Below are 12,901 nucleotides of genomic sequence, written 5' to 3'. Positions count from 1 at the left end.
GCTAGAGTAAAAGAAAAACTCAAACCATGATGTTTTCACGTACCTTTATTCAGCAATACCACCCTTTGATGGCAATGGCATTACTCGCCCTCTTTCTGGCGATTAATAACACCTTAAATGCCATTACTCTGATCATGGATGCCAAGCGAGATGCGCTGCTAGATTTTGCGCTGTGGGAACCTTTCGTGTGGGAATATACCAGTGCAGCTGCCAGTCTAGCCTTAATTCCTGTCATATCTTGGTATTTAAACGCATTTCCTTGGCAGTGGCATAAACCTGTTAACGTCGCTTTTAGCTTTTTTATGGCCTCACTGTTATTTTGTTTTGGCCATGTTGGCATCATGGTGTTATTACGTGAAACGATTTATTTTAGTTTGCAACTAGATTACAACTTTCACCTTTCTTGGTTTGAACTTATCTATGAATATCAAAAAGATGCATGGAGTTTGGTGTTCTTTATTGCACTCATAAAAGGTTATCAATTTAGTGTCTCCCATATGCTTGGTGAAGCATCTCCGATAAAACAAGAAAGCGATGAAGGTGAAACACTCCACAAACCTATTCATCACTTATTGGTACGTAAGCTTGGTAAAGAATTTATCGTTAAAGTTGAAGAGGTTGAGTGGTTACAGTCGTCTGGAAATTACGTCAATCTACACGTAAATGGCCGCATTTATCCGCTACGCTCAACGCTTGCTACTTTATGTCAGCGCTTAGACCCCGTTGGCTTCGTGCGTATTCATCGCTCTTTTGCTATTAATGTGTCTAAAGTGGTGAGTATTACGCCGCTCGCCAGCGGTGACAGTGAAATCGCATTGCAAAGTGGGAAAGTATTAACGCTCTCGCGAACCTATAAAACACAATTTAAGCACCAACTAGGCCTTGAATAAATGGGCAATACACGATCAGTGAGCAATCGCGTGTTATTGCGTTAATCCCATTAATCAATGATAAATGCTGTAACGCTAAAGTTCATTTTGTATCCATTTCATCGCTCTACACTACACAGCCGCAACAGGTAAGGTGCCTATTTTTGCATTTGCACCGAATTTATATACAATCTTATGCGGTTCAGATGCCTCATTGGACTGCATAATAAAAGGATAATAAAAAAGGCTCTATGAAAAACCTCATCACTCCATTACTCGCAGCAATCCTGCTCCTAAATGGCTGTAGCCAAATACAGCAACCTCAACAGGATGAACCAACGCCAGATAACTCCGTGCAAACTGGTGTAAATAAGCCAAGAGAAACAGTTAAAAACGAAGCTAAAACGGTGGTTAAAACACCATATGATCCGCTCGCAACTGATGATTTATGGCTCCGCATTAAAGATCAGCTCAGCTTTGCCGATTCCGACGATAAGCGTGTAAAACAACGGATTGATTGGTATCTCAGGCATCCAAACTATATGGATACCATCAGTGAACGTGCAGCGCCGCTACTTTATTACTTAGTAGAAGAAGTCGAAAAGCGCGATATGCCAATAGAGCTTGCATTGATGCCGCTAATTGAAAGCGACTTTAATACCCAAGCCTACTCTCACAAGCATGCTTCGGGTTTGTGGCAACTCACACCGCTGATTGCAAAACATTATGATGCCAAGATCAACGCTTGGTATGACGGCCGCCAAGATATCGTAGACTCGACCCGTGTCGCATTGGACTTTTTGCAATACCTCCACAAACGTTTTGATGGTGATTGGTATCATGCCATTGCCGCCTATAACACAGGTGAAGGTAGAGTGCTTGCAGCCATTGAACGAAATAAAAAAGCAGGTAAACCAACTGACTTTTTCCATTTGAAGCTACCGCGCCAAACAAGTCACTACGTACCAAAGCTACTTGCGGCATCACAACTGCTAAAGCATGACTTAATGAAGTTTCCTAAGATCCCTAATCGTTCGTTAATCAGCGTTATTAAACTCGAACAACAAGCTATTTTATCTGATCTTAAAGGTTGGAAAGAAGTCGAGGTATTAAATCCAGGCTATGCACGTTTTCCTGCATTACTCGGCGGCCCTGAGCATATTGTCATCCCTACAGCGCGCGTGTCAGAGTGGCAAACCATGCTCACACACTTACCAAAAATGCCCGCGGATACATGGCAACATTATACTATTCGACGTGGAGACTCTCTTAGCACCATTGCAAAGCGCTACTCGCTAACTGTCGCCGAATTAAAAGCCTTTAATCAATTAAAGAGTGACCGTATTCGTGCAGGAAAAAAGCTAATTTTGCCCATTTTGGCAGACAAACAACTGGACTATCAGATCAAACACGGCGATAGTTTATGGCGCATTGCGAAACAATTTAATGTCAGTGTCGCTAAGCTAAAGCAATGGAATCAGCTTTCGACAGATAGACTGAAAATTGGCGATACGTTACTCGTATTTCTGTCGCCCTAGGGCGTAATATCAGTTGGATAAATATGTCAGAACATAATAATAACTCACACTCTGAAGATTTGACCGAAGAGAAACGCACTGAGCGCCTAAACCCATCTCCACATAATTCAAGACAAGCGAGAGGGACATTTAAACTCTCTCGCTCTAAAATGAACACCATTTTAGCCCTGTGTGCGATGTTTATTTCCGCAGCGTCGTTTTACGCCACCTACCTGCAAGCAAAGGCTGCTCAGGAGCAAGTTTCCGCAGCCGAAAAGCAGCTAAAAACTGAAACCTGGCCATGGCTACAATTCAGCTATAGCAACTTTGATTTAGACTCCACTCAAGCAACGATTAGAGTCGATATTCGCAATTCAGGAACCGGACCTGCCATAATCCACTACATTAAGTACGAGTTTGATGGCGAAAATTACTTTGATGTTACCGAACTGATGGACGCTTGTTGCAACCTTAACGCCTATCAAGCAGCGCTTAGTGATGCTCAAAATGAAGAATCGAATATCAATTATCTAAAAAAGTTTGGCTGGTATGTTTCCAGTGCGCCACAAAAGATTTTGCTGGCAGATGGCGACACTTTCAACATTTTTACCATGCCAAAAAGCAATTTTAATCGTGGATTATGGGACAAAATTGATGCCCATAAGTCGGTTTTTAAGGCAGAGGCCTGCTACTGTTCTATACTAAAACAGTGCTATACCACGAATGAAAAAGCAGTGATCACTGAGGTACCTAGTTGTTCAACGACACCGATAAATTCTACCAACGAGTAATACAGCATCTGTTGCAATTTGAGGGCGAGGTACTACACTTGTACTTAGATGTGAATGCCAATCCGACGATTGGTGTTGGTTTTCATATGCAAAGTGTTGAACAATTCTGCCAATTACCGATGCGAGATAGGCGCTCCAAACGCTCTGCCACCCTACAACAAAAGCGCGATGAATACCGTAACATTAAGGGAAAACCCAGCGGCTATAAAGCTTCTTGGTATGCGCAATATACCGAGCTTACCTTGCCACCAAAAGCGTCTAAAAAATGTCTTATAGAGCAAATCAAAGAATTTGAACAGTACCTCATTCATTTTCTTGCCAAGCAAGAAACTGGCAGCATTCCTTATCAGCTATTACCGACGCCCGCTAAGATTGCGCTATTGGATATGGCTTATAACCTTGGTACCAGTAAGTTATTTTTGGCCTTTCCTAATTTAATTAAAGCCGTCAGCGCACAAGATTGGCACAACGCAAGTAAAGAGTGTAGCCGTCTACATATTAGCCCAGCACGAAACGAAGCCACCAAAAAGCTATTCCTCAAGTGCGAGAAATACAAACGCTATCAACTGACTTGGTTTGAAACTTTGGTTAAAAAGCTAAAGCGTTGGCTACATAGCTAACAAACAATTATAACGATTGGCAAACCGAGTTGTTATCCCTCTATAACATATAAACATAATGCACTAATATTATTGAATAAATTTTATTTTCTTGGTTTTTGAACTTGTGAGTTTTTATGCTAACTTGACCAAGTCACATCTAGGATATGTTGGTTTATTGAGTGAGTCTCTGGCGAATACGGATGGCAGTCATAACTACACCTCTTGTATTTCCAGCAAGACCTCTCTGTCATGACGCTCTAGTCGCTACAGATACAGTTATAGTCTGGTAACAGACCAAGTTAATGGCGCTGGATTTGTAGCTGCCTTTCTAGTTGGCGCAGCTTTGGGTGGATTAGCGAAGAAGCTTTACAATAAATACGCTTCACCTATCGGTCAGCTCCGTGTTCTGGATCTGACCTACTTAGTAGGACACGAAATCATGTTTGAGTTTATTGAGTCTCTGTTACCTGTGTTTTTCGTTTTTATTTACGTAGTACTTCAAGAGAGATGGAAGGAAAAGTGCGACTTACCTTTAAAACAGCATATTTTAATTGTGCTCGCAAAGATAACAATATGCCTAGTTTCTGTTGTGTCATTGGTGTTTATTTTTGGCAGTTGGCTTGGTGCTAGTGAAATACAAATGCTACCAATTGTTGCTATCGGATTCGGCTGCGCCTATGGATTAGCCTGTTATCTACTCGAACCCTTTTACTCTAAGAAAAGCTAAGGCCTGCTACAAACGGGCATAACAGGGGATGTATCAAACATTAGTTCTCAATAAAGCTTTGAAGAATATAGGAACTAAACTGAATGAAGTACATTGCATTATTACTATTATTAGCAACTAACCTCTCGTTATATCTTTATAACGGCGTGCCAAATTATATCTTTGTCTTGCTATTTAGCTGTTTACTTAGCAGTACACTCTATTCTATTTGGAAAAAGCATTCAAAATAGACATTTCAGCTCAAGAAGAAAGACGCTATTGGCTCATAAATCAGGCCATTTTCATTGCGGTGAGAGTGGTATAAGTAGAACTTCTTTACCATCAGCGAGAAAGGCGTAATGGGCTTCGTAACACTAGGTTCTGGCTTACAATTTCGAAATAGCGTGATATGTGGTGAGAATGGATGCGGGTTGTGATAGAGGTCGCATTTTTCTCCAAAAGCACGCAATGGATTGGCTAAATCAAGCAAAGCTTGTGGTTTGTGTTCGGGCTTTAAGTAAAAAATGCCATTGTGCTGCCAGTAGCCATAGTCACCAAAGGTGAGTGTAAATTTAGGCACCGATAGAGCACTCGCAAAATCACAAAGCTCAGCTACTTGTGACTCCTCCACCATAGCAAGAAACGCCAGTGTAAGATGCCAATTATTCGGCTGAGTATTGGCTTTACTCGCGCTCACACTATCCACCAGCCATTGGCCAATATGCGCTCGAGTGTCGTCATCCATGCCAATACCAAAAAATAATCGTTTTTGCATCTTACACCTATATTGATAATCTAAGGTTTAACTAACCGCTTACCTACTAAAGTTAGCATAACCCCAGCGGAGAGACACAATAAGCCAATAAATTGCAGCCAGGCGTTTTCTACACGCTCACTAAATTTAGGGCCTTGAAAACGATAATGCCTTCTACCATCGGTTACTGATTCGGTATAAGCGCTCCCTTTATAGTCTGAAAAAAATACCGTTTTTTTATCTAAACGTTTCGCCATGGCAAGCTTAACTTGCTCCACAAATTCAATATCGCTATTCCTACTATGAGGGACAAGGAGAAAGCGCCATTTTCTATATAGTTCGACGGGTTCACCAGCTTGCAATACCCCCTGAGATTCATATTCAAACAGTTTTTCACTAAAAAATATCTGTTTGTAGCCACTCCAAAATAACCCAACACCGAGAGACACTAGCAAAATAGCTAATATCGCAAGTTGCTTATATTGCTTTTGTTTTGATTGTTGATGCTGCTTATACCAATACTCTATATCTGGAATTTGGCTTAATTCTTCACGCTTCCCTTGTGTTGAAAGGGTTTGCATACACTCATCTAAGGATAAATTCAGCGCCGTTAGTAACTTTCTAAATACCTCGTTAGAAGGCACGGATTTGTCGTTTTCTAGTTTAGATAAATAGCTTTGCTCAACACACATTTGCTCCGCTAACTGGGGTTGGCTCAAGCCTTTTTGTGTACGGATCTGTTTTATAAAGTGTCCTAGTGTCATCACGGTCATCCTCGTTTATTGTTGTTGCGACCCGGCACATTCTTGGCAATTCCTTGATAAATACCAAGTTGAATATTTAGGAATAAGCATGAATATCATAGCATTACGAAATATTCACGGTTTGAATTGAAGTTTTGATTAAAAAGCGCATAAACAGGCTCACGTCCAGATCAATACAATGCCTTTTGGTGCAGCCGTGCACGAAACTCACTGGGCGTACACGCCTTCAACGCTTGAAAACGACGATTAAAATTAGAAATATTATTAAAACCACATTGATCCGATATCACACTAATGGGAGAGGCAGAGCTAATTAATAGTTTACAGGCCTTGGCAATACGCAGCTGATTGATAAATTCCGTCACAGTACGCTCCGTACGCTTTTTAAAGAAACGGTGAAAGTGATTGGTGCTCATGTGCACTTGTTGTGCAAGCTCATCGGCGCTTAATTTGTCGGTGTAATTATCATAGATATAGGCAATAACCCGGTCGAACTTGTCTTTCGCGGGATCATGGCGGGCGTCAAAGCGAAAGCCGCTACTGGCTAAATGTTGATAGTTTGATGTCGTCATCCGCGTTAACATTTCGAGCAAAAGCACAAAGCGCATTAACGGCTCGGCATCCGCGATTTGCTCAAACCACTTTTTCGCTTGCCTCGCGACTTCCACAGGAAATTTGACGCCACGGCGCGCTGCATTTAGCAACTCAGATAAACCATGTAATTCAGGATGCTGAGCCACTAAAGACTCCAACCAGTGCGCGGGTATTTGTGCAACATGGACAACATGAGCTGAGTGATCCGGATTCGGCTTTGACTGCCAAGTATGTGGTAAGTCAGGACCTAGGATCACCAAATCTAAGTCTTCGTAAGGGGCAATATGGTCACCCACATGACATACACCGACACTGTTGAGCGTCAAACAGATTTCATATTCCGGATGATAGTGCCAATTAAAGGGAATTTCGGGCAACTGATACAGGCAATAACGCCATGAACATCCAGGAGATGGCAGTACTTTCTCGTACATCGCGCGCATAGCAATTTCCTTTTACATTAATAAACTTATTTAAAATCTGCATGTTATAAATTTTAAAACAACTACTCGTTACACCTAGTTGCATATCATGCAAATTCAATCACCAACCAATATTAATCTATCGAAATATAGCGACAGCCTGAAGTGCAGTGAAGTATTTTTGTCAAATTACTCTCATTTAAGCGTGAAAAGTATCATTAGTAGATAGAAATATACCGCTTAAAAAACACCCAAGGCGATACCCTAGCTTCTGCCAACAACAAATAGGAACAATGGGCAGAACAATGAAAACAACTAAGTTGAAGCAATTTAAATTGAATAAACTTGCCGCCATCGTGACAGCAAGTACCTTATCACCCCTTTTACTCACCGCTGCACCATCAGCATTAGCCGAAGAACAAAGCGCAACAGAAAAAGTCGAAGTGATTGAAGTAAGAGGCATTCGCCGCTCGCTTGAAGCTTCAATGAACACCAAGCGCTTTGCAGATGGTATTGTTGATGCTATCACCTCGGAAGATATTGGTAAGTTTCCCGACAAAAACATTGGTGATGCGCTACAGCGTATTTCAGGGGTCACGGTCGACCGTAAATATGGTGAAGTAAGTGGTGTTACTATCCGTGGTACCGCGCCCGAGCAATCGCGCATTCTATTAAATGGCCAATCCGTTGCCAGTACCGATTGGTATGATTTAGGTCCATCGACACGTACTTTTAACATGGAGCTGTTATCAGCAGAGCAAGTTTCGGCAGTGAACGTCTACAAAACGCCTGAAGCAAACCTTGAAGAAGGTGCGCTGGGTGGTACAGTGAATCTTGTCACGCGTAAACCACTGGACTTAGATGCACACACTTACATGGTGTCGGCAGAAATGGGCCGCTCTACCTTGTATGATGAAAATGACTTAAGCGGATCGTTTTTAGGTAGTTGGAAGAGTGACGATGAAAAATTTGGTGTGCTCGCAGCATATTCTGTTGAGAACCTGACTTCAGGCCGTCACGTTATTGAGTCCATTGGTGGCTACTATGAATATTTTGCGGCGGATCAAGATACGGGACAAGCATCTACAGTGGGCGCTTGGGCAATCGGCTCACAAGCATTTAGAGCTGAGCGCGAGCGCACCAGCGCGCAACTCACGGCGCAATTTGCGCCAAGCGATAACACCGAGTTTACAGTAGACTACTTTCGCTTTGAGTTTGACAATCCACATGTAAACCATAACTTCCTTACCGTAAGTGCCCGTGGTGCAGGTGCTGTTGATGTACAAAACAACGCAGCGGGCGGTACGCAGCGTGCGCGTATTTTGCCAGCTTACGCGAACATTATATACAACCCTACTGTTCGTAACGCCGTAAATATGGAAGTCGATGTCTTAAACTTCAGTGGTAAATACGTCGGTGATACTTTCGAGGTAAGCGGTGTTATTGGTCGATCTACATCTGATGGAGGTACACAGTTTGGTTCCTCAAGTTGGTGGATCCCAGCAACGGATGAAGGTGACAAAATTGGCGATCCAGCCTTCCCTAATGGTCAAAATAGTACTGATGGTGGCTTTACTTACGATGCCACAGGCCCTTATCAAATTTGGTTTGATTCGTTAGACCCAACCGATGCCTCACAGCTCAAATTTGCTCATGAATCAAACTTCCAAACTACGGTTCAAGAGCATGAAGTAAGTTATGCACAAGCCGATATCAAGTGGATGTTAGAACACGATTACTTCAAGAACATCAAAGCGGGTGTGAAAGTAAACAAAAACGAATTTTCACGTATCGCACTCCAAAGAAACCCAGCGGATGTTGTTGGTTTTGTCCCTGATGGTAATAGCTTAGCTAACTGGAGTGATGGTATTTTTACCAATCTTCATTCGCAAACGGGCGGACATATTCTTAATTCATACGCCAAGCTCGATGAAGATAAGTGGTGGGATTTTATCACTGGCAAGTATGAGGCGGGTGAATTAATCGAGCAGCAAGATTTTGGTAAAACCTACAATGTCGAAGAAGATATGCTCGCTATCTATGTGCAAAGTGACTTCAGCGGTGAAAACTTCCGCGGTAATATCGGCTTACGCTATGTGGATACAGAACAGCAGTCCAGCGGCTATGTTGATAACACGGTTTTCGATGAAACGGTTGACTACGACAACTGGCTACCGAGCATCAACTTCGCTTATGACTACAGCGACGATATTATCATCCGTGCGGCCGCCTCTAGCGTTATGTCTCGAGTTAACTACAACGACTTAAAACCAGGCCTAGCGATCGATGCCAACTTTGGTTCTGCCTCCGGTGGTAACCCGAACCTTAAACCTTATGAAGCAGATCAAGCAGATATTGGCGTTGAATATTACTTTACCGAAGCTTCCTTGCTCTCAGCAGCCGTTTTTGTGAAGAAAATTGACAACGTTGTCTTTTCTACCGAAGCGATTGAATATGTAGACGGATGCGGTACCGACCCTTCTAAGTATGATCAATGCCGAGTCACACGCCCACGTAGTAACGGAGACGGTGACGTAACAGGGATAGAACTGCAGCTTCAACATAGCTTTGATAATGGCTTTGGCTTTATTACTAACTACACCTACGTGGATAGTGAAACCACCACACCAGATAATGCAAAAGAAATGGTGCCGGGAGTATCTGAAAACTCATTTAACGGCTCGCTATTTTTCGAAAACGAGCAGTTCAGTGCACGTATCGCTTATAACTGGCGTAGTGAATGGATTGGCGTCGGTGCAGCACAAGCGGTGCGCAACGATAGCTACCAACAATGGGATGCATCTTTGGTGTGGCATGCAATGGAAAATCTGGATGTCAGCTTAGAGGGTGTAAACCTGACCAATGAGGTTATTCAATCTTACGACACCAACTACAACTTAACGCAGAACACCATTGAATTTGGTACGCGTTATTACCTTGGCGTCAGCTATAAGTTCTAACCTCGGAGCCCCAGTCGCTTGCGGCTGGGGTCATTTGCCTATGAAAACTCATTTGCCTATGAAAACAATACAGTCACTCACCATCCTTGGTGGCGGTACCGCCGGTTGGATGTGCGCAGCCTACCTTGCTAAGCATCAACCCAATTTATCGGTCACGGTGATTGAGTCATCGAGTATTGGCAGAATTGGCGTTGGCGAAGGCTCAACGCCACATTTGCAGCTTTTTATGCAAAGCCTTGGTGTGAAAGAGCGCGATTGGATGCCCGCGTGCCAAGCAAGCTATAAAACCGGGATCTATTTTGATAACTGGAATGGCGACAATGGCAGCTATTTCCATCCCTTCTTCTCTGAAATGGATGCAAAAACAGCGGAAGTTTACTTTGTCAACGCCAACGCCAGACGTCGTGGTAGCGAATATATAGATAAGCCCGAACATTACTTCTTAGCCGCAGTGCTGGCCGACAAGCAACAAGCACCTCTGCCACAGTGTCCATTACCAAGGGCGCTTGAGTACGGCTATCACTTTGATGCGCAAAAACTTGCGGATTGGTTAAGGGCATTTAGCCTAGCGCAAGGCGTAAAGCATATTCAAAGTACGGTGAGTAGCGTACAGCATCATGCCAAAGAAATTATTGCACTGACACTTGAGTCAGGTGAGCAGGTGAAAAGCGATTTTTACGTCGATGCCTCAGGGTTTAACGCCCTACTGATAGAGAAAACGCTCGAAGTGCCCTTTATTTCCTTTGCAGATCAGTTACTCAATGATTCAGCTGTCGCGATTGCCGGCGCTAAAATCAACCCGCTACCTTCAAGTACTTCTGCTATCGCGATGCCGTGCGGCTGGCGCTGGCAGATCCCGCTACAAGGCAGAACCGGACATGGTTACGTGTACAGCAGCGCACATACCACTCCCGAAGAGGCTGAAGCTCAACTGCGCCAAGCCGCGCAACTCGATAAAGGACAAGCCAAACATCTCACCATGAAAGTGGGCATGATGGCACGCAGTGTTGAAGGCAATGTGTTTGCTATTGGCCTCGCGCAGAGCTTTATTGAACCACTTGAAGCCACCGCGCTGATGGTCACAGGTTATAGCATTGAGTTATTGAATCGGCTGCTTTCGCAACAGCTCGAGGCACAAGCCATCAATCAACAACTGTCAGAGCTGGTGCTCGGTATTAAAGAGTATGTACTGGCACATTACGCCACCAGCAAACGCGCAGATTCACCGTATTGGCAAGATGCGAAAATCGCAGCACTGAGCTTAAACGAGCTCGATGAGCTGCTCACACACTGGCGTAGCGGTGGTGATTTTGATGCTTGGTTCAACCAACACAGGAAGCACTCACCCTATATTCGTCCCAGTTGGTATTGCTTACTTGGCGGCATGGATCATCGCGATAGCACCTGCCAAATGCCCTTTGATCAAGCACCACAGCATATCGAACAGGCAGCCAAGGCCTATCTAACGAAGCTTAGTGATGAGCATTTTACTGCCCATACAACTGCACTGGAACAATTACAGCGAGCACAAGCGTTCAGTGCATAACCCAATTGCGGGTGGTGGTGAGATTCCCCTTGATCTTTTTGTTTGTCTGCCCACAAGCGAGATCGCCACGCCATCACCCGCTCTCTAATGAAGGTGGAAATACAACATGAAAAAAAGCTACCTAGTGATTGCCTTAGTATTGGCAACCTTTTTTACGGTGTCCTTTATCACCAATATTTTAGGCGCGATTTTTCCAGCATTAATAGAAAGTTACAACATAGGTCTTACGCTTGCGGGGTTTTTCCCGTTCGCCTTTTTTATCGCTTATGGTGTGATGTCTATTCCAGCGGGACTGCTAGTTCAGCGTTTTGGAGAAAAAACCGTTATGCAGCTCGCATTTACCCTTGCTGCAATTGGCGCAACGACCTTTGTGCTAATGCCAACGTTTGCCATTGCCATGGTTGCGTTGTTTATGCTCGGCTGTGCCATGGCACTACTGCAAGTGGCTATCAATCCACTATTACGCGCTAGCGGTGGTTCAGAACACTTTGCCGTACTTTCAGTGTTTGCGCAGTTGATGTTTGGTGCTGCCGCAACACTCGCGCCTCTGGTTTATAGCAAACTACAGTCTCAAGTCACCACCGCAGAGGGATTTGGCGGAGCGCTGTCTGGTGTTATCCCAGCAGATAAAACCTGGCTAAGTATCTATGCGGTATTCGCTATCCTAAGCGTCGTGATGCTATTACTCTCGCAATTTACGCCATTTAACGCGGTACCGGAGCAGAAAAAGCAGCAGCTGAGCTGGTCACAAAGTATCGGTTTTTTTAAAGATAAAACCGTACTGAAATTTTTTGCCGCCATCGCCGCTTATGTTGCGCTAGAACAAGGCGTCGCTAACCTTATTTCCGTCTTTTTGCAGCAATATCATGGCTTAGACCCAACCATCGAAGGCGCAAAAGTGGTGAGCGAATTCTGGTTATGCCTAACCTTAGGCTGTTTACTTGGACTGGCACTACTTAAACTCATTGATGCGCAAAAGCTTTTGATTTTATTCAGCTCTGGCGCCGCTATCGCGCTCCTAAGTGCGTTATTCGGTAGCACTACGGTGGCGCTTATTGCTTTTCCAATTGTGGGATTTTTCCTCTCCATTATGTGGTCGGTCATCTTTGCTCTGGCATTAAATTCATTCAAAACCGGCCATGGCGCAATCACAGGGATTTTATGTACCGGGATCATTGGCGGTGCTTTTATGTCTCCCATCATAGGTTTTGCGGCTGAATTGAGTAACAACTTACAACTTGCTGCCCTGCTGTTACTACTGCCACTTAGCTATATTCTGAGTGTTGGTGTATGGGCTAACCCTTTGATTAAAAATAAAACTTTTGGCAATAGTCAAAAGACGCTGTCTCAACCTCTAAATGAAAATAGTTAAATTA

11 protein-coding genes are annotated in these 12,901 nt (G+C 43.7%); 8 read left to right on the top strand and 3 right to left on the bottom strand.

Translation table 11 applies throughout. The features are described 5' to 3' along the window. Positions 1-26 precede the first annotated feature (26 nt). The 5 genes from DS891_RS14720 (at position 27) to DS891_RS14700 (ending at position 4,506) form a co-directional block, all read left to right on the top strand. Positions 27-890, top strand: coding sequence for a LytTR family DNA-binding domain-containing protein (locus tag DS891_RS14720; RefSeq protein ID WP_174170171.1), 864 nt, complete (start codon positions 27-29; stop codon positions 888-890). Positions 891-1,120: 230 nt separating this feature from the next. Further along, complete coding sequence (locus tag DS891_RS14715; protein WP_174170170.1) at positions 1,121-2,407, top strand: LysM peptidoglycan-binding domain-containing protein; 1,287 nt, start codon at positions 1,121-1,123, stop codon at positions 2,405-2,407. A gap of 23 nt (positions 2,408-2,430) precedes the next feature. Continuing rightward, positions 2,431-3,177 carry a hypothetical protein gene (locus DS891_RS14710; RefSeq protein ID WP_174170169.1) on the top strand — a complete coding sequence of 249 codons (747 nt, stop codon included), beginning with the start codon at positions 2,431-2,433 and terminating at the stop codon, positions 3,175-3,177. After that, positions 3,141-3,797 carry a hypothetical protein gene (locus DS891_RS14705; protein WP_174170168.1) on the top strand — a complete coding sequence of 219 codons (657 nt, stop codon included), beginning with the start codon at positions 3,141-3,143 and terminating at the stop codon, positions 3,795-3,797. Before DS891_RS14710 ends, DS891_RS14705 begins: the two co-directional genes overlap by 37 nt. A 421-nt stretch (positions 3,798-4,218) precedes the next feature. Continuing rightward, the gene (locus DS891_RS14700; protein ID WP_174170167.1) at positions 4,219-4,506 is read left to right on the top strand and encodes a hypothetical protein; all 288 of its coding nucleotides are present in this window, start codon (positions 4,219-4,221) and stop codon (positions 4,504-4,506) included. A gap of 235 nt (positions 4,507-4,741) precedes the next feature. On the opposite strand, the gene thpR is transcribed toward DS891_RS14700, so the two are convergent. The 3 genes from thpR to DS891_RS14685 form a co-directional block, all read right to left on the bottom strand. After that, positions 4,742-5,260: an RNA 2',3'-cyclic phosphodiesterase gene (gene thpR, locus DS891_RS14695; protein ID WP_174170166.1), complete on the bottom strand. Its 519-nt coding sequence runs from the start codon at positions 5,258-5,260 to the stop codon at positions 4,742-4,744. A 20-nt stretch (positions 5,261-5,280) separates the two neighbouring features. After that, positions 5,281-6,003, bottom strand: a complete 723-nt coding sequence (locus DS891_RS14690) for a helix-turn-helix domain-containing protein (RefSeq protein WP_010606983.1) — start codon at positions 6,001-6,003, stop codon at positions 5,281-5,283. A gap of 170 nt (positions 6,004-6,173) precedes the next feature. Then, the gene (locus DS891_RS14685; RefSeq protein WP_010377630.1) at positions 6,174-7,040 is read right to left on the bottom strand and encodes an AraC family transcriptional regulator; all 867 of its coding nucleotides are present in this window, start codon (positions 7,038-7,040) and stop codon (positions 6,174-6,176) included. Between the two features lie 284 nt (positions 7,041-7,324). Between DS891_RS14685 and DS891_RS14680 the strand changes: the two genes are divergently transcribed. The 3 genes from DS891_RS14680 (at position 7,325) to DS891_RS14670 (ending at position 12,897) form a co-directional block, all read left to right on the top strand. After that, on the top strand, positions 7,325-9,979 hold the full coding sequence (locus tag DS891_RS14680; RefSeq protein WP_174170165.1) for a TonB-dependent receptor: 2,655 nt from the start codon (positions 7,325-7,327) through the stop codon (positions 9,977-9,979). Positions 9,980-10,037: 58 nt separating this feature from the next. Continuing rightward, complete coding sequence (locus DS891_RS14675; protein WP_254605883.1) at positions 10,038-11,525, top strand: tryptophan halogenase family protein; 1,488 nt, start codon at positions 10,038-10,040, stop codon at positions 11,523-11,525. Between the two features lie 106 nt (positions 11,526-11,631). Further along, complete coding sequence (locus tag DS891_RS14670; protein WP_174170163.1) at positions 11,632-12,897, top strand: MFS transporter; 1,266 nt, start codon at positions 11,632-11,634, stop codon at positions 12,895-12,897. The last annotated feature ends 4 nt before the right edge of the window (positions 12,898-12,901 follow it).

This window comes from Pseudoalteromonas sp. JC28, from assembly GCF_013319255.1.
In the GTDB taxonomy this organism is placed as follows: Bacteria; Pseudomonadota; Gammaproteobacteria; order Enterobacterales; family Alteromonadaceae; genus Pseudoalteromonas.
Note: the sequence above shows the minus strand (reverse complement) of the source record. Positions and strands in the feature narration are given on the sequence as shown.